At 67.5% G+C, this 19,302-nt stretch carries 21 protein-coding genes; 10 read left to right on the forward strand and 11 right to left on the reverse strand.

The window, feature by feature from the left end; all coding sequences use genetic code 11:
* From QOC69_RS13340 to QOC69_RS13365, 6 genes are all read right to left on the reverse strand, one after another.
* On the reverse strand, positions 1–519 hold a 519-nt coding region (locus tag QOC69_RS13340), incomplete at its 3' end, for a glutamate-cysteine ligase family protein (protein ID WP_526440183.1).
* A 135-nt stretch (positions 520–654) separates the two neighbouring features.
* A complete protein-coding gene (locus QOC69_RS13345) occupies positions 655–1,311 on the reverse strand; it encodes a sensor domain-containing protein (protein ID WP_526440223.1) in 657 nt (218 codons plus the stop codon).
* A gap of 20 nt (positions 1,312–1,331) precedes the next feature.
* Positions 1,332–1,772, reverse strand: coding sequence for an organic hydroperoxide resistance protein (locus QOC69_RS13350; protein WP_526440185.1), 441 nt, complete (start codon positions 1,770–1,772; stop codon positions 1,332–1,334).
* A gap of 50 nt (positions 1,773–1,822) precedes the next feature.
* The gene (locus QOC69_RS13355) at positions 1,823–2,359 is read right to left on the reverse strand and encodes a hypothetical protein (protein ID WP_526440187.1); all 537 of its coding nucleotides are present in this window, start codon (positions 2,357–2,359) and stop codon (positions 1,823–1,825) included.
* A gap of 121 nt (positions 2,360–2,480) precedes the next feature.
* Positions 2,481–3,929, reverse strand: a complete 1,449-nt coding sequence (locus tag QOC69_RS13360) for a catalase (RefSeq protein WP_526440189.1) — start codon at positions 3,927–3,929, stop codon at positions 2,481–2,483.
* Positions 3,930–4,133: 204 nt separating this feature from the next.
* Positions 4,134–4,577, reverse strand: coding sequence for a hypothetical protein (locus QOC69_RS13365; protein ID WP_526440191.1), 444 nt, complete (start codon positions 4,575–4,577; stop codon positions 4,134–4,136).
* 110 nt (positions 4,578–4,687) lie between these two features.
* Here QOC69_RS13365 and QOC69_RS13370 point away from each other — a divergent pair, with 110 nt between their 5' ends.
* Complete coding sequence (locus QOC69_RS13370) at positions 4,688–5,089, forward strand: DUF2510 domain-containing protein (protein WP_526440193.1); 402 nt, start codon at positions 4,688–4,690, stop codon at positions 5,087–5,089.
* A 7-nt stretch (positions 5,090–5,096) separates the two neighbouring features.
* On the opposite strand, the gene QOC69_RS13375 is transcribed toward QOC69_RS13370, so the two are convergent.
* The 3 genes from QOC69_RS13375 to QOC69_RS13385 are packed head-to-tail and all read right to left on the reverse strand — an operon-like array spanning position 5,097 to position 8,512.
* Complete coding sequence (locus QOC69_RS13375) at positions 5,097–6,215, reverse strand: DUF4185 domain-containing protein (RefSeq protein WP_526440195.1); 1,119 nt, start codon at positions 6,213–6,215, stop codon at positions 5,097–5,099.
* Complete coding sequence (locus tag QOC69_RS13380) at positions 6,212–7,246, reverse strand: aspartate-semialdehyde dehydrogenase (protein ID WP_526440197.1); 1,035 nt, start codon at positions 7,244–7,246, stop codon at positions 6,212–6,214. The genes QOC69_RS13375 and QOC69_RS13380 overlap by 4 nt, the downstream gene beginning before the upstream one ends.
* Entirely contained in the window at positions 7,247–8,512 is a 1,266-nt protein-coding gene (locus QOC69_RS13385) for an aspartate kinase (RefSeq protein WP_526440199.1), read from the reverse strand.
* Positions 8,513–8,611: 99 nt separating this feature from the next.
* Between QOC69_RS13385 and QOC69_RS13390 the strand changes: the two genes are divergently transcribed.
* A complete protein-coding gene (locus QOC69_RS13390) occupies positions 8,612–9,235 on the forward strand; it encodes a nitroreductase family protein (RefSeq protein WP_526440201.1) in 624 nt (207 codons plus the stop codon).
* On the opposite strand, the gene QOC69_RS13395 is transcribed toward QOC69_RS13390, so the two are convergent.
* Positions 9,204–9,671 (reverse strand): hypothetical protein, encoded by a 468-nt coding sequence (locus QOC69_RS13395; protein ID WP_526440203.1) that lies wholly within the window; start codon positions 9,669–9,671, stop codon positions 9,204–9,206. The two genes, QOC69_RS13390 and QOC69_RS13395, sit on opposite strands and share 32 nt — an antisense overlap.
* Before the next feature lie 142 nt (positions 9,672–9,813).
* On the opposite strand from QOC69_RS13395, the gene QOC69_RS13400 reads away from it, so the two are divergent.
* The 7 genes from QOC69_RS13400 to relB all read left to right on the forward strand — a co-directional run bounded on the left by QOC69_RS13400 (position 9,814) and on the right by relB (position 17,350).
* The gene (locus QOC69_RS13400) at positions 9,814–11,067 is read left to right on the forward strand and encodes an ammonium transporter (protein WP_526440205.1); all 1,254 of its coding nucleotides are present in this window, start codon (positions 9,814–9,816) and stop codon (positions 11,065–11,067) included.
* Between the two features lie 108 nt (positions 11,068–11,175).
* The gene (glnT, locus tag QOC69_RS13405; RefSeq protein ID WP_526440207.1) at positions 11,176–12,522 is read left to right on the forward strand and encodes a type III glutamate--ammonia ligase; all 1,347 of its coding nucleotides are present in this window, start codon (positions 11,176–11,178) and stop codon (positions 12,520–12,522) included.
* Between the two features lie 28 nt (positions 12,523–12,550).
* Positions 12,551–13,447, forward strand: coding sequence for a class II glutamine amidotransferase domain-containing protein (locus QOC69_RS13410; protein ID WP_526440209.1), 897 nt, complete (start codon positions 12,551–12,553; stop codon positions 13,445–13,447).
* Positions 13,435–14,154 carry a protein glxC gene (locus tag QOC69_RS13415; RefSeq protein ID WP_526440211.1) on the forward strand — a complete coding sequence of 240 codons (720 nt, stop codon included), beginning with the start codon at positions 13,435–13,437 and terminating at the stop codon, positions 14,152–14,154. Before QOC69_RS13410 ends, QOC69_RS13415 begins: the two co-directional genes overlap by 13 nt.
* A complete protein-coding gene (locus QOC69_RS13420; protein WP_526440213.1) occupies positions 14,154–15,482 on the forward strand; it encodes an FMN-binding glutamate synthase family protein in 1,329 nt (442 codons plus the stop codon). Before QOC69_RS13415 ends, QOC69_RS13420 begins: the two co-directional genes overlap by 1 nt.
* Positions 15,479–16,678 carry an NAD(P)/FAD-dependent oxidoreductase gene (locus tag QOC69_RS13425; RefSeq protein WP_526440215.1) on the forward strand — a complete coding sequence of 400 codons (1,200 nt, stop codon included), beginning with the start codon at positions 15,479–15,481 and terminating at the stop codon, positions 16,676–16,678. Before QOC69_RS13420 ends, QOC69_RS13425 begins: the two co-directional genes overlap by 4 nt.
* 24 nt (positions 16,679–16,702) lie before the next feature.
* The gene (gene relB, locus QOC69_RS13430) at positions 16,703–17,350 is read left to right on the forward strand and encodes a type II toxin-antitoxin system RelB family anti-toxin (RefSeq protein ID WP_526440217.1); all 648 of its coding nucleotides are present in this window, start codon (positions 16,703–16,705) and stop codon (positions 17,348–17,350) included.
* Here relB and QOC69_RS13435 read toward each other — a convergent pair whose 3' ends face one another.
* Complete coding sequence (locus QOC69_RS13435) at positions 17,351–18,373, reverse strand: hypothetical protein (protein ID WP_526440219.1); 1,023 nt, start codon at positions 18,371–18,373, stop codon at positions 17,351–17,353. It abuts the gene before it with no gap.
* Positions 18,374–18,565: 192 nt separating this feature from the next.
* Between QOC69_RS13435 and QOC69_RS13440 the strand changes: the two genes are divergently transcribed.
* Positions 18,566–19,302, forward strand: a 737-nt coding sequence (locus QOC69_RS13440; RefSeq protein WP_526440221.1) for a hydroxymethylglutaryl-CoA lyase-like TIM-barrel protein, incomplete at its 3' end; no start/stop codon positions are given.

The following is a 19,302-nucleotide window of genomic DNA, read 5'->3' on the forward strand; positions in this document are numbered from 1 at the left end:
GTTGACCTGGACCGACGCCGTCGAGGTCATCATCGCGGCCCCGGCCGCGCCGGTGTCGCTGGCGTGGAAGAACCTCTCCATCGCGCGGTAGCGGGCGCCGGGATTGACACGTTTGGCGGGCCGCAGCGGGTCCGCGCCGAGCAGGACCAGGCCGAGGCCTCGTCGGGCGAAGGCCTGGCGCAGCAGCGTGCGATCCGCGCTCATCGCCGCGATGGCGGCGACCGCGCCGTCGTGGGGCGGACCGGAGAGTTCGACCGCGCCGCCCGGTTCGACGGTGATCAAGCTGCCACCCGGCAGGTCGGGCACCGTACCGATGACCTCGGTCAGCTCGTCCCAGCCGGGGCGACGCATCGGATCCGCCAGGTCGAAGCAGTGCGCCTCGATCTCCAGACCGACCTTGCCGACGGGTCCGTCGCGCAGGCATTCGCCGCCGATGTGCAGTGCGGCGCTCTGGGCGTTCGAGAGTGCGGCGAGGCCCCCGGGTGGTGTTCGGCGCAGGTCCGAAGTGGTGGTGGTCATCTCAACCGTTCCTCCCGGGTTCGGACGCGGAATCACGAGCGAGCGTCGCCATCCACCTCATCCTCCAGAGGACACCGACAAAGTCGCGCGTATTTCTCGCTCCACCCTCCTGCGTGCGTCCGGCCTCCGTGACCGTTATTGACCGAGAGTGTTCTGCATCGCCCCGGCCAGCACGTTCACCGCGGGCCCGCCGTTGCCGGGCTGGCAGACTTTCGCTTGCAGCAGAACATTCTCGCGCAGCCGGGTCTGGGTGAAGCACCGTCGGTCAGTACCCGCTTCCTGCTTCACCCACACCGCGTCGGTCGGCGTGGGCTGACCCCCGTCGAACGACCACGTCTCGGTGACGAAGTCCTCGAGGTGCATTGCGGTGCTGGTGCCCGCACAACCGATCGTTCTGTCGGTGACCCGGTGAAACGCCCTGGTCGCCGCGTCGTTGGTGGCGAAAACCCCGACGGCCTGCTTGACCAGGTTGGTGTCGTCGTTCGCCGCGCGTTGGGCGACGGCGCCGTTGAACGACGCCAGGTCGGGATCGGCGTACACGTCGGGCAGCCCGATGTCGGCCCAGTTGTTGCACATCGGGGCGTCGACGTAGAAGCCCTGGAACGGCGCGGTGAACGTCGAGTCCCACGTCATCGGGGCACCCACGATGTTGCCGACCGACCCCTTGCCCAGCACGGCGTAGGAGACCACGCCCGGATCGGATGGGCGCGCGGCGGCGGGTGCGGCCAGTGCGACGGCAATACCGACGCCCATCAACGCGGCCACACCGAATCCCCGGTCGCTGCGCTCCATCCCGTCGGTCCGCACCCGGGCTAGACCTTCGCCGACAGCGTTACGTCGATGTTCCCGCGGGTGGCCTTCGAGTAGGGGCACACGCCGTGCGCCTTCTCCATCAGGTCGTCGGCAACGCTCTGCTCCAGGCCGGGCAGGTAGCCGATGAGGTTGGCGGTTAAACCGAAACCGCCCGCTGAGCCCTCCCCAACGTCCTTGCCGAAGCCGATCTGGGCGGTGATGCCGCTGGCGTCGTCGATGGCGATCTTCTCGTTGCGCGCGACGAGACGTAGCGCACCGAGGAAGCAGGCGGAGTAGCCGGCCGAGAACAGCAGTTCGGGGTTCACTCCCTCGCCGCTGCCACCCATCTCCTTGGGCGGGCGGGTATCCAGGTCGATCTTGCCGTCAGTGGACTTGACGTGGCCATCGCGGCCGCCGCCGGTCGCCGTCGATTCTGCGGTGTAAACGACTTCGATGCTCATGGCTCGATCATGCCAGTTGCGCATGTCGGCGGCCGGGCCAGTATCCGGCGTCAGGAGATGGTCAGCGTGCAGTAGGTACGCGGTGGCGAGGGGTACGGCCAGGCGAACTCGCCGACGTCCGAAGGGCACGCCTGCTGGTCACGAAAGTCGAGCCGTTGAGTGACCTGGACGAGCAAGCCCGCCTGACGCCGATCGGAGCAGTCGGCCCGCTGGACCACGCCGATGGGCATGTCGAGCACGTAGCAGTGGTCGGCGACGAGGTTGGGCACCAGGCACAGCCGCGACGTCGAAGGATCTGCGAATTGCGTTGGCAGGTGCTGGTATTCGTTGCTCGGGCAAGAGCCGCTCGAGTCGGTGGTGGCGCCGACGGTGTAACTCGGGTCGGCGCCGCAGCCCGTCTTGGCGGCCTTCAGCGTGCCGGGGGACGCAGGGCTACCGGCGGGAATCTCGACGCAGTCGCCGACCGCGAACACCGTGGCCCCCTCACGGGCCATGGGCTCGGCGCGCAGCCCGCAGCCACTGCTCATCACCGCGACCAACGCCATCACCGCGACGAACGCCCATCGGGCGCAGCGCAGGCGGGTCATGGTTAGCGACCCTGTCACGATTCACGGGCCACCGCCACATGATCCCCAAAATTCTCAATAGTCCCACAGACCCCAGGAGAATCACAGCACTGTGATTCTCCTGGCGTGTCGTGTCGACGGTTCAGCCGTTGTTGGCCCGCACACCCTCCTCGATCTTCTTGCCGAGATCGGGGTCGATGTTCTTCCAGTACTCGAACACCCGCGACAGCACCGGCTCCTTCACACCCTTGGACGCGTGCCCAATGACGTTGTTGGCCAACCGCTCCCGCGCCGCGTCATCGAGCACCTCGCGGATCATGGTGCCGGCCTGACCCCAGTCGTCGTCCTCGGGTCGCAATGTGTACGCGGTACGCACCATGTCACCATCGGCCACCCAGTGCACCTCGGCGGCACGCGCAGGGTCGGCCTTTGGGCCGCCCATCGAGTTCGGCGCGTACACCGGGTCGCTGACGTTGCGGATCCGCATCGCGCCGTCCTTGGAGTAGCTGTGCACCTCCACCTTTGGTGTGTTCACGGGGATCTGCTTGTAGTTGACCCCGAGCCGGGCGCGGTGCGCATCCGAGTAGGAGAAACCACGGGCCAGCAGCATCTTGTCCGGGCTCAGGCCGGTGCCGGGCACGATGTTGTTCGGCTCGAACGCCGCCTGCTCCATCTCGGTGTGGTAATCGGTGACGTTGCGGTCCAGCGTCAGCGTGCCGACATCGATCAGCGGGTAATCGCCGTGCGGCCACACCTTGGTCAGGTCGAACGGGTTGAACCGGTAGGTCTTGGCGTCCTCGAACGGCATGATCTGCACCTTCAGCGACCAACTCGGATACTCACCGCGCTCGATCGCGTCGTACAAGTCGCGCTGATGGGCATCTCCGTCGATGCCTGCCATCGCGTCCCCTTCGTCCTGGGTGAGGAACTCGATGCCCTGGTCGGTCTTGAAGTGGTACTTCACCCAGAACAGCTCATCGGCGGCGTTGAGCCAGCTGTAGGTGTGGCTGGAGTAGCCGTTCATGTGCCGCCAGTCCTTCGGGATGCCCCGATCGCCCATCAGCCAGGACAGCATGTGCGCCGATTCGGGCACCAGCGTCCAGAAGTCCCACTGCATGTTGTGATCACGCAGGTTGTTGGCCGCCATCCGTTTCTGCGAACGGATGAAGTGCTGGAACTTCAGCGGATCCCGGATGAAGAAGATCGGGACGTTGTTCCCGACGATGTCCAGGTTGCCCTCGGACGTGTAGAACTTTTGGGCGAACCCCCGCGGGTCGCGCCAGGTGTCTGGGCTGCCGCGCTCGCCTGCCACCGTCGAGAACCGGCTGAGCGTCTCCGTTTTGACGCCAGGCTGGAACACCGCCGCCTTGGTGAACTGGCTGACGTCATTGGTCACCTCGAAGTGGCCAAATGCGCCGCCGCCCTTGGCGTGTGGCTGGCGCTCCGGGATGCGCTCCCGGTTGAAGTTGGCCATCTGCTCGATCAGGTAGTGATCCTGCAGCAGAATCGGGCCATCGGGACCGACGGTGAGCGAATGCTCATCACTGGGTACCGGATTGCCTGCGTCGTTCGTCGTGTAACTCTCGGCCATGTCCTGACTCATCTCCTTCTCGTGGTTGGGCTGTCACCACTCGAAGTCCGGATACCCGGCCGTCGCATCACCGAAAAGCACAAAGTGCCGGGAGCGACGTGGCACCGACGACGTGATCGACGTCGGTGCGCGCCGCAACCCGGCACCCATGGCTCGCCCTAGTGTGCGCTCTTTCTGGAACGAGTCAAGAAAAGCGTCTGCGAACTAGCGAGGCTGCGTCGGGGCAGTCGACGAGGGCGACTGACCAGGTCCGCCCCCACCCGGTCCCATGCCGCCGGGTCCACCGGGCCCGAAGCCGGGGAACCCACCCGGTCCGCCGGGGAAGACGAAGCCGGGGCCCGGCCGGAACATCGGCCCCTCGTGGTGCATCATCTCCCCGCTACCGCGATGATCGCCCTGGCCGCCACCACGGTGGTGGCCGCCCCCGGCGTGCGCGCCCAGGATGAAGCCACTGAAGAAGATGACGGTCACGATGAACACGACGCCTGCCACGATGCCGACCCATGCGGCGACCGCGTTCAGCCTGCTCGGTCGGCGTCCGCGCTCGTGCTCGTGCGGCGGAGGCGGCGCCGCCGGGGGCTCGGCCGGCGGCGGCGCGGCGGCGATGGGGCCGGTTGTGGGTTCGGTGGACGTGGTTGTTTCGCTCATGTCCCCGATGATGGTCGCGGTACTGAGGTGTGACTGAAGAACCGCCTATGAATCAGCTGTGAAGACTTGTCCCGGGCCGACCTGCGGTCGTCGACCTATCATGGGCCGACATGGGCGAACCCGAACGAGAGCCGGGCTGGTATCCAGACCCAGACGGGTACGGGGCACGATACTTCGACGGCGAAGAGTGGACTGCCGACTGGATTGCCCCAGTACCAGTGCCCGCGCGAGAGGTCATCAAGGGGCCTAAGCATTGGCTACATTTTCTGCTGACCGTGCTTACGTTCTGGGCGCTGGGCGGTTGGGCGTGGATCTGGCTGCTCGTAGCGCTCAGCGGCAGAAAGCAGGTCTTGACGGTCGACATGTACGGCAACGTCATCCGTCGCCAAACGATCACGGACGAGGCGTCGGCGCTACGGCTTCGATGGTGGGGTTGGTGGATCGTGGGTTGTGCGATCGCGTTGGTCGGCGGAATCGTCGTAACCACCGCCCTGCAGATGGCTGCCCACTAGTACTCGCTCACCACGGCTTGAGCGGGTTCACCGCGAACTGAATGACGCGATAGGGCGCATTGTCGCCGCGCGGGTCGGTTCTCCACTGGCTGATGAACACCCGCAGCTCGTCCAGCGTGGACCCCGGCGAGATGAATCCGCCGTACGGCTGGGCCAGCCGGTTGTCCTCGGGCGGCGGCAACTCCGCCGCGACGTCGGGCCAGTCGCCTGCGAACACGACCGTCGTCACCGGCGCGGTGCCGAGCCCGGTCGGGTCGGCGGCCACGCGGACCTCCATGTTGCCGGTGCTGGCATTGAAGTAGGACAGCACCGTCTTGCCGTCGACCTGACGGATGCTCATCTCCCCGACCTTGTCCGGCCACAGGGGCGTCGGCGGCTTGTTCCATCCGCCGGTCCCGGACCACGGCTGCCAGCTGGACCGGTCGGTGAAGGCCTGCGGCGTGGACCGGTAGAGCTCCGCCGGTGCGCTGCGGTCGAAGTCGTCGGCCACGATGTACACCCAGCCGCTCGGGGAGTCAGCCGTCGGGATCGGGTCGTAGTAGCCGCTGATCTGCGACTGCCGTCCGCCCGCGAAGTCGCCTGGGCGTTGTGTATTCGGTATCGTCGGCCAATTGCCTTGCGCTGGATTGGCTTTCACCAGCTTCGACGTCTGCGGCACCAGGTCCTTGACGGTAGTGACGAGCAGGTAGTTCTCCCGGTTGATCTGCACCACGCCTGCGGGCAACTGCGACATCCCCGGCGGCCTCGGATCGACCAGTAGTGGACTGTCGTTGCCCGTGACTCCGTAGTAGCGCACCCCGGCCGGGTCGTCGATCGACTCGGTTTCGACGTGCAGCGCGATCGGAGAATGCCAGGGACCGAAGCCGACGCCCTGACCAGCGAAGCTATCGCCGCAGACCTGCAGGATGCCGCTGGGAAACTCCATGAACTCGCAGAGATCGGTGGCACCGATGTCGTAATCCCTTGTCGGCGTGCCTGTTCCGGCAGTCGGGCCAATGCGGATCACCTGCCCTGGCGCCAGCGGAGGCAGTATGGGTTCCGGGATGGGCGCAGGCGGATCGGCATAGGCGACGGGCCATGGCAGCACGACGGTGCAGAGCAGCGCTACGGCCGCAGCGCGGATCACAACTGCGCGGCGAGCAGCTCGGCGATCTGAATGGTGTTGAGCGCGGCGCCCTTTCGCAGGTTGTCGCCTGACACGAACAGCGCCAACCCGCGGCCGTCGGGCACCCCCGGGTCCTGGCGGATCCGGCCGACGAGCGAGTCGTCCACACCCGCTGCGGCCAGCGGCGTCGGCACGTCGACCAGCGTCACGCCGGGTGCAGAAGAGAGGATCTCCCGCGCACGCTCCGGCGAGATCGGCCTGGCGAACTCCGCGTTGATCGACAGCGAGTGCCCGGTGTACACCGGCACCCGCACGCAGGTTCCACTGACCAGAAGGTCGGGGATGCCCAGGATCTTGCGGCTCTCGTTGCGCAGCTTCTGATCCTCGTCGGTCTCACCCGAGCCGTCGTCGACCAACGACCCGGCCAACGGCACCACGTTGAAAGCGATTGGCGCAACGTACTTCTCCGGCGCAGGGAACGTCAGCGCCGAGCCGTCGTGGACCAGTTGTTCACTGTCGTCGATCACCGCACGTGCCTGGCCGAACAATTCTTGAACACCGGCAAGGCCGCTGCCGGAGACCGCCTGATAGGTCGAGGCGATCATGCGCACCAGCTGCGCTTCGTCGTGCAGCACCTTGAGCACCGGCATTGCGGCCATGGTGGTGCAGTTCGGGTTGGCGATGATGCCCTTGGGCCTTTGACCCGCATCCCTCTCGAAGTTGACCTCCGACACCACCAGTGGCACGTCGGGGTCCTTCCGGAACGCCGACGAGTTGTCGATGACGATCGCGCCCCCCGCGGCGAACCGCGGCGCCTGCACCCGCGACATCGTCGCGCCTGCCGAGAACAGCGCGATGTCCAGACCCGACGGGTCGGCGGTCTCGGCGTCCTCGACCTCGATCTCCTGGCCGCGGAACGACAACTTCTTGCCCTGCGAACGCGCCGAGGCGAAGAACCGCACCGATGTCGCGGGAAAGTCGCGCTCCTCCAGCAGCCGTCGCATCACCTGGCCGACCTGGCCGGTCGCACCGACCACTCCGATGTTGACCATCTAGATCCCGCTTCCCGCGTATACGACTGCCTCTTCGTCGCCGCCAAGATGAAAGGCTTCGTGCAGCGCCAGCACGGCCTTGTCCAGCTCGGTGTCCTTGACCAGCACCGAGATCCGGATCTCGGAGGTCGAGATGAGGTCGATGTTGACGCCGACGGCGGCCAGCGCCTCGCAGAACGTGGCCGTCACGCCAGGATGGCTGCGCATGCCCGCCCCGACGAGCGACACCTTGCCGATGTGATCGTCGTAGAGCACTGCGCTGAAACCGATCTCGTTTTGCAGCGACGACAGCTTCTCCACCGCGCCCGGCCCGCTCTCGCGCGAGCAGGTGAACGTGATGTCGGTCTTGCCGTCCTCGACCTTCGACACGTTCTGCAGCACCATGTCGATGTTGACGTCGGCGTCGGCGACCGCGCGAAACACCTTGGCGGCGTAACCAGGAACGTCGGGCAGACCGACGACGGTGACCTTCGCCTCACCACGGTCGTGGGCGACTCCGGTCAGGATCGCGTCTTCCATTGGGATGTCCTCCATCGATCCTTTGACGAGCGTTCCCGGCCTGTCGGAGTACGACGACCGGACGTGTATCGGAACGTCGTAGCGGCGGGCGTATTCCACGCACCGCAGCATGAGCACCTTGGCCCCGCACGCCGCCATCTCGAGCATCTCCTCGAAGCTGACGGTGTCCAGGTGCCGTGCGTTCGGCACGATCCGCGGGTCGGCGGTGAAGATGCCGTCCACGTCGGTGTAGATCTCGCACACGTCGGCGTGCAGGGCGGCCGCCAACGCGACGGCGGTGGTGTCCGACCCACCGCGCCCCAGCGTGGTGACGTCCTTGCTGTCCTGGCTGACGCCCTGGAATCCGGCGACCAGGACGATCAGGCCTTCGTCGAGCGCGGCTCGCAACCGGCCGGGGGTGACGTCGATGATCTTGGCGTTGCCGTGCGTACCGGTGGTGATCACGCCGGCCTGCGAGCCGGTGAACGACCGGGCCTGGGCGCCGAGCGAGTAAATGGCCATCGCGACCAGGGCGTTGGAGATCCGCTCACCCGAGGTCAGCAGCATGTCCATCTCGCGCGGCGGCGGCGCTGGGCTGACCTGGCGGGCCAGGTCCAGCAGGTCGTCGGTGGTATCGCCCATCGCGGAGACGACCACGACGACGTCGTTGCCCGCCTTCTTGGTCTCGACGATGCGCTCGGCGACGCGGCGGATCCGGTCGGCGTCGGCCACCGAGGATCCACCGTACTTTTGTACGACGAGTGCCACCCGTCCGCCTTTCTGGTCTTTCCGCAGGGGATTCCTACAAAGGATAGTTGGTTTGCGCACGCGGTTTTCTCCTCCCGCCCGGCGGTAGCGTTGGACACCGTGATCGACCCAGTGCCGGACCGGAGGGCGGAGACGTCCGTCCCGATCCATCCCCACATCGCCGCACGCTGGAGCCCGCGAGCCTTCGACCCGCACGCCGTCGTGACGGGCGCGGAGGTCACCGCGCTGCTCGAGGCGGCGCGCTGGGCGGCGACGTGGGGCCACCGCCAACCAGTGCGCTTCATCGTCGGGCTCCGCGGCGACGAGACCAACGCCAAGATCGCCGACCTACTCAAGCGCGGCAACAGCTACGCGAAAGCCGCGGGCGCACTGATCCTGGTGTGCGCCGATGAGGGCGAAGACGAGCGGACCGCCCGGTATGCGGCGGTCGACGCAGGCGCCGCGATCGCCCAGTTGACCATCGAGGCGGTGTCACGTGGGTTGATCGCGCACCCGATGGCAGGCTTCAACGGCGACGGCGCGTGCGAGGTGTTCGACATTCCCGGCGGAGTGCGGCCCATCGCCGTGGTCGCGCTCGGGTCGCTGGGCGACTACGACAAGGCGCCGCCGGAGGTCCTAGAACGCGACGCGCAGGGCCGCCGCCGGCTCCCGCTGGAGGACATTGCCTTCGTGGGCAGGTGGGGGTTGGCGTTCACGCCGGACACGTCGTCGCCAGCTGTTTGACCTGGGCTTCGAACTGGTCGTTGAACGCGGTGACCGCCATCGCCGCGGGGGGCATTGCCGCACCCGGGGCGGTGTGCTTGCTCTGAACGTCGAAGTCGATGCGCGCACGGACGAGTCGATCCGCGGTCTGGGCCATGTCGCCCGCCGGCCCGATCAGGTCGGTCGCCGTGACCTTCGCCGCCCGGTCGGCCAGTCCGTCTGCCCAGCCTCGGTAGTCGGACTCGCTGGGCTCTGTTGCCTTCTCGTAGGACCCGGCTTCGGGGACGTGAGTCTTGGCGTTCAACGCGTCGATCTGAGTCTTGTTGTACGACAGCAGCTCTCGCACGGGAGCACAGTCAGCTGAGGACGGCCCCCGGAAGAACACCCACCAGACACCGGTTCCGACGACGATGGCCACCAACACCACGACAGTCGTCAGTGGCTTTACTCGTCTCATGCCTTGATGCTGACACGAGGGCCCTGCTGTGATCTCGAGGACGTTACCGGGACGCAACACAGCAATCCCGTCTACGTAACAGAAACATCGGTTACTGCCAGTGATCGGCCCTTTGGTGGCCGCACCACTCCAGGAGATGTTGATGGATACAGGAACCACCGCGTTCATGCTGTGTTGCATCATCGGCCTCACGCTGATGATTCCCGGGCTTGCGCTGTTCTACGGCGGCATGGTCTCGGTCAAGAGCTCGACCAACATGATGATGATGACGTTCGGCGCGGCGGCGCTCGTCGGCGTGCTCTGGGTGCTGTTCGGCTTCTCGATGGCGTTCGGCACCTCTTACGGCGGCTTCGTCGGCAGCTTCACCGAGTTCGCAGGGATGAAGGACCTACTCGAGTCGCAGACGACCATCGCGGGCCTGCAAGTCAGTCTGTTCGCCCTGTTCCAGGCGTTGTTCGCGGCGATCACCGTCGCGCTGGTCTCGGGTGCGGCGGCCGACAGGATGAAGTTCAGCGCGTGGATGGTCTTCGCCGGCCTGTGGGCGGTGCTGGTGTACTTCCCCGTGGCGCACTGGGTGTTCGCGTTCAACGGCGTCGTGACGCCCGACGCCGTCGGCGGCTGGATCGCCAACAACCTCAAGGCGATCGACTTCGCCGGTGGCACCGCGGTCCACATCAACGCAGGCGCCGCCGCTCTGGCCGTCGCGATCGTGCTCGGCAAGTCCGCAAGCTGGGGCACGCTGCGCAAGCCGCACAACGTTCCGCTGACGCTGCTGGGCGCGGGCCTTTTGTGGGCCGGTTGGTACGCGTTCAACGGCGGCTCGGCGCTGGCGGCGGGCAACTCGGCGGCCATCGTCATGGTCACGACCTTCGTCGCCACCTGTGCGGCCACCCTGGCGTGGCTCACAGTCGAGAAGCTCAAGGACGGACACGTCACCGGTGTCGGGGCGGCAGCCGGAGCAATCACCGGCCTCGTTGCCATCACCCCCGCGTGCGGTGCGGTAACCCCGGTCGGCGCCATCATCCTCGGCCTGATCGCCGGCGCGATCTGCCCGTTCGCGGTGGGTCTCAAGTCGAAGTTCGGCTACGACGACTCACTCGATGTCGTCGGCGTGCACCTTGTCGGCGGTGTCATCGGCACCCTGCTGATCGGCTTCCTCGCCAGCGAGGGCATGCCGAGCAAGGTGAACGGGCTGTTCTACGGCGGCGGCTTCGATCAGCTGTGGCGGCAGGCAGTGGCCGCCGGTGCGGTGATGACCTACTCGTTCGTGGTCGCGTTCATCATCGCCTTCGCCATCAAGAAGACGATCGGCATCCGCATCTCGCCGGAGGAAGAGGAGGCCGGCATCGACACCCACGTCCATCGCGACGCGGCGTACGAACTGCAACCGGTCTGACGCCAAGTCCCGGCCGACGCGATTCGCCCCGCGTCGGCCGGGACTTCTCGTCGCGCACAGAGTTTCCTAGCGTGATACCTTGATTCCCATCAAGAGACAAGGACTTCGATGACCACCGGAACCTCCATGGCCACCCCCGACCTCGCCGCGCTCGCGGACGAAGCGGGCACCAGGTTCATCCTCGCGTTGTTCGTCGACCTCAGGGGCAAGCCGTGCGCGAAGTTGGTGCCGGTCGAGGCCATCGACCTCCTCGCGGGAGAGGGGGTCGGCTTCGCCGGGTACGCCGTCGGCGCCATGGGCCAGGAGCCCAAGGACCCCGACCTGATGGCGATCCCCGATCCGGCGTCCTTCACCCCGATCCCCTTCATCAAGGACGGGTTGGCGATCGTGCACTGCGACCCGCACGTCGAGGGCAAACCGTGGCCGTACGCGCCCCGGATCATCCTCAAGTCGCTGATCCAGCGGGCCGCAGACGCCGGGTTCGAGCCGTGGGTGGGCGCCGAGGTGGAGTATTTCCTGCTCACCCGCAACCCCGACGGCAGCCTGGCCACCGCCGACACCGCCGACACCGCCGCGCAGCCCTGTTATGACGCCCGCGGGGTCACCCGAATGTACGACCACCTGACCACGATCTCGTCGGCGATGAACCAACTCGGCTGGTCGAACTATGCCAACGACCACGAAGACGGCAACGGGCAGTTCGAGCAGAACTTCCAGTTCGCCGACGCACTGACCACCGCCGACCGGGTGGTCACGCTGCGCTATCTGCTGTCGATGATCGCCGCAGAGCGCGGCATGATCGCGACGTTCATGCCCAAACCCTTCGCCGACCGCACCGGCACCGGGCTGCACCTCCACCTGTCGCTGACCAGTGCAGGCACACCGGTCTTCCCCTCCGGGCGCGACGAAGACGAAAGAGGCCTCGGCCTGTCCCCCACCGCGTACTCGTTCATCGGCGGCATCCTCGACCATGCGTGTGCGCTGCAGGCCGTCGTCGGGCCAACGGTCAACTCCTACAAGCGAACCGGGGCGATCACCACGGCATCCGGCGCGTCGTGGGCGCCGAGGCAGCCCACCTACGGCGGCAACGACCGGACGCACTACATCCGCGTGCCCGACGACCAACGCATCGAAATGCGGGGCGGCGACGGGTCGGCCAACCCGTACCTCGCCATCGCCGCCGCTCTTGGCGCCGGCGTCGACGGCATCAAGCGCAGCCTCGACCCCGGAGCGGTGGGAGCCGTCACGGGACCGTCGGGGGCACGGCCCTCCCTGCCGCCGACGCTGCTGCACGCGGTGGACCAGCTGGAAGCCGACCCGGTGATCACGGGCGTGCTCGACGCCGCCGGTGACGGGGTGGCCGGATACTTCGCCGCCATCAAGCGCGACGAGTTCTTCGCCTACCACAGCTCGGTGTCCCCGTGGGAGGTCGAGCAGTACCTGACCGCGTTCTAGCGCGGCGAACTTCTAAGGGAGGCAAGCGATGTGCGGAATCGTGGGACTACACCTGCGCACACCCGACCTGTATCCACGGCTTGGCGAACTGCTCACCGGAATGCTGTGTGAGATGTCCAACCGGGGCAGTGACTCGGCGGGCGTTGCCGTATACGGCGACCCGCGGTGGACCCCACCCGGCCGGGGCTGCGTATCGCTTCTCGAGGTCGGCGCCGACGACGAATCGATCGGCGCTGCAGTCGGTTCCGCACTCGGAGCCGAAGTCTGCGTGACGATGATCGGCGACACCCACCTGCTGACCGCGGACGCCGACTCCGAAACCCTGCTCGCCGCGGCCAGAACGGCCTACCCGGGCGCTCTGGTGGCCGGCTTCGGCGCCGACCTTGCCGTGCTCAAGGGCGTCGGCGACCCCGCCACGCTGACTCGGTCGTGGGGCCTGGCCACCGCGCAGGGCTGGCAGGGCGTCGGACACACCAGGATGGCCACCGAGTCGGCGGTCACGCCCTCGGGCGCCCACCCGTACGCGGTCGGACCCGAACAGTGCCTGGTGCACAACGGCTCGTTCGCCAACCACGCCACCATCCGACGCGAACTACAGGCCGCCGGTATCCGGTTCGACAGCGAGAACGACACCGAGGTCGGCGCCCGCTTCGTGGCGAGCCGACTGGCGGAGGGCCGCGACGTGGAGACCACGCTGAAGGAGCTGTGCGCCACCTTCGACGGTTTCTACACGCTGCTGGTGTCCAACCGGGACTCGTTCGCAGTGGTCCGCGACGCGATCGCGTGCAAGCCGGCCGTCATCGCCGAGACCGACGACTGGGTGGCGATGGGCAGCGAATACCGCGCCCTTGCAGGGCTTCCTGGCGTCGGATCGGCAAAGATCTGGGAGCCCGAACCGGAGGTCGTCTACGCATGGCAGCGCTGAATGACTCCTCGCGCAAGCGCTCGTCGGCGGTAACGAGGTTCGATCTCGGCAGTGCTTCCGTACGCGAGGTCAACTCGGCCCTGCACGAGCCGGGCCTGACCGGTGAGTTCGTCATCGAGAGTCCCGCGGGCGCACACAACGTGGCGGTGGGCGTGAATGCGGACGTCGCGGTGACGATCGTCGGCCACGTCGGCTACTACGCGGCGGGCATGAACCAACGCGCCGCGATTACCATCGACGGCAACGCGGGCACCGGGGTCGCGGAGAACATGATGAGCGGCGCGGTGTGGGTGAAGGGCAACGCGTCGCAGTCCGCCGGTGCCACTGCCCACGGCGGGCTGCTGACGATCGACGGCAACGCCGCTGCGCGGTGCGGTATTTCGATGAAGGGGGTCGACATCGTCGTCGGCGGCGACGTCGGCCACATGAGCGCGTTCATGGCGCAGGCCGGCCGTCTGGTGATACGCGGCAACGCGGGCGATGCCCTTGGCGATTCGATCTACGAGGCGCGCATCTACCTGCGCGGTGAGGCCGCGTCGTTGGGCGCCGACTGCGTGGCCAAGGAGATGCGGCTCGAGCACCACGAAGAACTCGGCCGGTTGCTGAAGGCCGCCGGGTACGAGGACGACGACACCCATGCGTATACCAGGTACGGCTCGGCGCGCAGCCTCTACCACTTCCACGTCGACAACGCTGCGAGCTACTGATGACCGAAATAGCCGATGCACGAGCACGACTGGGCCTGCGCGAGTCCGCCACCTTCGACCGGCGCACCATCGCGGCCATTCAACGGGCCGCCGAGACCGGCATCTACGACATCCGCGGCTGGGGTGCCAAGCGGCCGCTACCGCACTTCGACGACCTGCTGTTCCTGGGCGCCTCGATGTCACGCTATCCGCTGGAGGGCTACCGCGAGCGCTGCGACACCGACGTGGTGCTCGGCGACCGCCACGCCAAACACCCACTGCATCTTGACATTCCGGTGACCATCGCGGGCATGTCGTTCGGTGCGCTGTCCGGTCCGGCCAAGGAGGCACTCGGCCGCGGCGCCAGCGAGGTGGGCACGTCGACCACCACCGGCGACGGCGGCATGACGCCCGAGGAGCGCGGCCAGAGCAAATACCTGGTGTACCAGTATCTACCGTCGCGCTACGGGATGAACCCCGACGACCTCCGCAAGGCCGACGCCATCGAGGTCGTGCTCGGACAGGGCGCCAAGCCGGGCGGCGGTGGAATGCTGTTGGGGCAGAAGATCTCCGAACGGGTCGCCGGGATGCGCACGCTGCCCGAGGGCATCGACCAGCGCTCGGCTTGCCGGCACCCGGACTGGACCGGTCCCGACGACCTCACCATCAAGATCAACGAGCTTCGCGAGATCACCGACTGGGAGAAGCCGATCTACGTCAAGGTCGGCGCCACCAGGACGTACTACGACGTCAAGCTCGCCGTGCACGCCGGCGCGGACGTGGTGGTGGTCGACGGCATGCAGGGCGGCACCGCCGCCACCCAGGACGTGTTCATCGAGCACGTCGGGATCCCCACGCTGGCCGCAGTTCCCCAGGCGGTGCAGGCGCTCGCCGAACTCGGGGTCCACCGCAAAGTTCAGCTGATCGTCTCGGGCGGCATTCGCAGCGGCGCCGACGTCGCCAAGGCGCTCGCGCTCGGCGCGGATGCGGTTGCCATCGGCACGGCCGCGCTCATCGCGCTGGGCGACAACCATCCTCGCTACGCCGCCGAGTACGAAAAGCTCGGCAGCGCAGCTGGTTTCTTCGACGACTTCCAGGACGGCACCGACCCTGCCGGGATCAGCACCCAGGATCCGGAGCTGGCCGCGCGGTTCGATCCGGTGGAGGGCGGTCGTCGGCTGGCCAACTACCTGCGGGTGCTGACCATGGAGGCGCAGACCATCGCCAGGGCCTGCGGCAAGGCGCACGTGCGGCACCTCGAGCCCGAGGATCTGGTCGCCGTCACCATCGAAGCCGCGGCGATGGCGCGGGTACCGCTGGCAGGCACCGACTGGATTCCGGGCCGATGAACGAGACCGCAGACGTCGTCATCGTCGGCGGCGGCATCGAGGGCGCTGCGGCGGCGTGGGCGTTGGCGCAGCGCGGCGTCACCGATGTCTTCGTCGCCGAACGCAACACCGTCGGCTCGGGAATGACCGGCAAGTCCAGCGGCATCGTCCGGTGCCACTACGGCGTCAGCTCGCTGGCCGCGATGGCAACCGTCGGGCTGGAGGTGTTCAAGAAGGCCGAGGAGATCTTCGGCTCCGACATCGGCTTCCGGCAGACCGGCTACGTGGTCGGGGTCGGCGAACCGAACGTCGGGTCATTGCGCAAGAGCCTGGCCGCCCAGCGCGCCGTCGGCGTGCAGACAGAAGAGATCGACGCGGGCGAGGTGGCCAAGCTGTGGCCGTTCGCCGACCTGTCGCCGTTTGCCGCCTTCGCGTGGGAGGCCCGCGGCGGGTACGGCGACGCGTATCAGACCGCGCAGGCGTTCGCGGTGTCGGCGCGGGCCGCCGGGGTGCGGATCCGGCAGGGCGCCGCGATGACCGACCTGCTGCTCGACGGCGACCGGGTGACGGGCGTGCGACTGGCCGACGGCACCGAGGTGGCGGCGGGCACGGTCGTGGTCGCCACCGGCGTGTGGACCCGGGACCTGCTGGCGCGCTACGGAATCGACGTGCCGATCCGCGTGGTCCGCGAGCAGATCGTGCTGATCTCCCCCGGTGTCGACCTCGGCCCGGTGCCGGTGTTCTCCGATCTGGTCTCGCTGCAGTACATCCGGCCGGAGCCCGGCGGCTCCGAAGCCAGCACGGTGCTGTTCGGCAACAGCGACCTGTCCCACGTCCAGGATGTCGACCCCGACGACTACCTCAACCGGGCCACCGAGGAGTTCGTCGACCTCACGGTCGATCGGGTCGGCACCCGCTTCCCTGGCTTCACCGACGCCGCCATCACCGGCAGCTACGCCGGCTGCTACGACGTCACCCCGGACTGGAACCCGGTGATCTCGCGCACCGGGATCGACGGGCTGGTGGTGGCCGCCGGGTTCAGCGGGCACGGCTTCAAGATCGCGCCCGCGGTCGGCAGGCTGGTGGCCGATCTGGTGGTCGACGGCCGCAGCGCCGACCCGCGCATCCCGGAGACCGACTTCCGGTTGTCGCGCTTCGCCGAGAACGACCCGTTGACGTCGCCGTATCCGTATGTCGGTGCGGGCGAGATGCGCTAGCCGCTAAAGATAGGGACTGTAGCCGTGACCGACATTCCGCTGCTCCGCAACAAATCCGGCACCGCCCGCGATCGTGATCCGCGCGAGCCCGTCGAGGAGCTGGAGTTCGAGGCGGCCATCGGGCGAAACGTGCGTCAGCTGCGCCAACAGCAGGGGCTCACGGTGGCGGAGACGGCCGCCCGGGTCGGCATCTCCAAGGCGATGATGTCCAAGATCGAGAACGCCCAGACGTCGTGCAGCCTGTCCACACTGGCTCTGCTGGCGAAGGGTTTCGACGTCCCGGTGACCAGCCTGTTCCGCGGCGCCGACGTCGAGCGGCCGGCGGCGTTCGTGCGGGCGGGCACCGGTGCGCGAATCGTCCGCAACGGCACCCGCGAGGGCCACGAGTACGAGTTGCTCGGCTCGCTGCGCGGTGAGCACAAGCGGTTGGAGTGCCTGCAAGTCACTCTGTCGGCGAAGAGCCAGACCTACCCGTTGTTCCAGCACCCCGGCACCGAGTTCATCTACATGCTCGAAGGCGTCATGGACTACAGCCACAGCCGTTCGGTGTACCGACTGCACCCGGGTGACTCCCTGCAACTCGACGGCGAGGGCGCCCACGGCCCGGTGGATCTGGTCGAGGTGCCGATCCGCTTCCTGTCGGTGGTCGCGTTCCCCGACTCCCAGGTGTAGTCAGGCGTAGAACTTCGACGCGGCCGCAGCCACGTCGACCGCGGAGTCGCAGTGTCCTGGTCCGGCGTCGACCACCACGGCGGGACGGATCACCACGTCCCCCGTGGTGACGAAGTCACCCCCGACCAGCTTGCGTCGCAGCGCGGCGCCGACGAACGTCGCGGCCGTACACGCCGCCTGGTCGACGTACACCTCCACCCCGTCGCGGTCGAGGCGGGTGCGGGTCTCCGTGGCCAGGTCGTAGGTCTGCGGTTCCAGCGACACCCGAAGCGGAGTGGCGTCGAAACCGAGGCGCTGCAGGACGAAGTCGCACTGGTACGGGCGCGAGCCCGCAGCGTCCCAGTGCCCGACCTGACCGCGCAAGGCCACGAGTACGTGACACGGATCGTGTTCGGCGACCTCGGCTGGGTAGGTGGCGACGGCGTCCCGCAACGGCACGTGCAGCGTCGCCAGCCGCGGCGCGACCGCCCGCACCAACCGCTGGACGAACTCGCAGTTGCCGTCGGCGATCAGTCCGATCCGCACGAACGGCCGGTCGACACCACGCTCGGGTGGCGCGCCCGGCAGCCGGGACAGGTCCATCGGCAGCAGGTAGTCACAGGAGCGGGGGTACGCCTCGTACACCGGGAGGCCGGCGGCCTGGAAATCGACCGGTTGGCCGTCGACGTGGGTCAACGTCAGCTCCACACTGACGTAGCGACGCTCGGCCTCACCGGGCACCTTGAGGTCGGCGTCGCACTCGTCGAACGCGAACAACGTTCCCACCGAACCGATTTCACCGATCTTCGCGAGATCATCGCGGGTCAGCAGGCCGCACGGATCGATGCGGCGGATCGCGCGCAGGTACGCCAGCACGTCGACGTCGTCGGTGCTGACGGGCTGTCCGTAGACGGGGACCGGCCCCGCGAAGAAGGCCGCCGGGTCCACCTCGTGCGATCCGACCCGCGCGGTGCCGTCGACCGCCGCGGCGCAGCCCGTGACGATCACCAGAATGGCAAGCAGACCGGACACCAGCCGTCTCACCCGGCCAGTCTGACATAGGCCCCTGTCAGCGAGGTTTTGGCGAGGCGGGCCTACGGAGTAGAGTCCGTTCCGTGCAGTGGGTGCTCCTCCTCGGACGCCGCGACGGGGTCTGATCCAGACTGGCCTCCCGTCGCGGGTGTTCACGATGCGCCGGTCTGAAGTAAAAACCCAGACGAATCCGGAGCAGGAACCGTGAACAACCCCAACCCCCATTCCATCGACGCCTACACGTCGGTACGCACCATCAGCACCCCGTCGGGTGCGCCCAATCCCAGCCAGCCCGCGTGGAACACCCAGCGCTCGACGTCGATGCCGGTCAGCAGATACCGCACCTACGCCTCCGAAGTTCCAGGGGGAGAGCCGTCCATTCCGTTCGACCGCACCTGGCCGGACAAGGTGGTCGAGACCGCCCCCATGTGGTGTGCGGTCGACCTGCGCGACGGCAACCAGGCCCTCATCGACCCGATGAGCCCGGAACGCAAGCGACGCATGTTCGACCTGCTGGTCCGCATGGGCTACAAGGAGATCGAGGTCGGCTTCCCGTCGGCGTCCCAGACCGACTTCGACTTCGTCCGCGAAATCATCGAACAGGGCGCCATCCCCGACGACGTGACGATCCAGGTACTGACCCAGTGCAGGCCCGAGCTCATCACGCGCACCTTCGAGGCGTGCGCGGGTGCGCCGCGGGCCATCGTGCACTTCTACAACTCGACGTCGATCCTGCAGCGGCGGGTGGTGTTCCGGGCCGACCGCGAGGCCGTCAAGGCCATTGCCACCGACGGCGCCCGGATGTGCGTCGAGGAGGCCAAGAAGTATCCAGGCACCCACTGGCGCTTCGAGTACTCGCCGGAGTCCTACACGGGCACCGAACTGGAGTACGCCGTCGAGGTTTGTGACGCCGTGAGCGCCATCATCGAGCCGACGCCGGA

This window comes from Mycobacterium sp., from assembly GCF_032162105.1.
GTDB lineage: Bacteria > Actinomycetota > Actinomycetes > Mycobacteriales > Mycobacteriaceae > Mycobacterium.

Bases quoted from the DNA above. Each gene is read 5' to 3' on its own strand.
- glnT (WP_526440207.1), top strand. From the start codon at position 11,176: ATGACCACCGGAACCTCCATGGCCACCCCCGACCTCGCCGCGCTCGCG.
- QOC69_RS13365 (WP_526440191.1), bottom strand. From the start codon at position 4,577: ATGAGCGAAACAACCACGTCCACCGAACCCACAACCGGCCCCATCGCC.
- QOC69_RS13370 (WP_526440193.1), top strand. From the start codon at position 4,688: ATGGGCGAACCCGAACGAGAGCCGGGCTGGTATCCAGACCCAGACGGG.
- QOC69_RS13350 (WP_526440185.1), bottom strand. From the start codon at position 1,772: ATGAGCATCGAAGTCGTTTACACCGCAGAATCGACGGCGACCGGCGGC.
- QOC69_RS13400 (WP_526440205.1), top strand. From the start codon at position 9,814: ATGGATACAGGAACCACCGCGTTCATGCTGTGTTGCATCATCGGCCTC.
- QOC69_RS13410 (WP_526440209.1), top strand. From the start codon at position 12,551: ATGTGCGGAATCGTGGGACTACACCTGCGCACACCCGACCTGTATCCA.
- QOC69_RS13395 (WP_526440203.1), bottom strand. From the start codon at position 9,671: ATGAGACGAGTAAAGCCACTGACGACTGTCGTGGTGTTGGTGGCCATC.
- QOC69_RS13360 (WP_526440189.1), bottom strand. From the start codon at position 3,929: ATGGCCGAGAGTTACACGACGAACGACGCAGGCAATCCGGTACCCAGT.
- QOC69_RS13420 (WP_526440213.1), top strand. From the start codon at position 14,154: ATGACCGAAATAGCCGATGCACGAGCACGACTGGGCCTGCGCGAGTCC.
- QOC69_RS13345 (WP_526440223.1), bottom strand. From the start codon at position 1,311: ATGGAGCGCAGCGACCGGGGATTCGGTGTGGCCGCGTTGATGGGCGTC.
- QOC69_RS13425 (WP_526440215.1), top strand. From the start codon at position 15,479: ATGAACGAGACCGCAGACGTCGTCATCGTCGGCGGCGGCATCGAGGGC.
- QOC69_RS13355 (WP_526440187.1), bottom strand. From the start codon at position 2,359: ATGACCCGCCTGCGCTGCGCCCGATGGGCGTTCGTCGCGGTGATGGCG.
- QOC69_RS13380 (WP_526440197.1), bottom strand. From the start codon at position 7,246: ATGGTCAACATCGGAGTGGTCGGTGCGACCGGCCAGGTCGGCCAGGTG.
- QOC69_RS13415 (WP_526440211.1), top strand. From the start codon at position 13,435: ATGGCAGCGCTGAATGACTCCTCGCGCAAGCGCTCGTCGGCGGTAACG.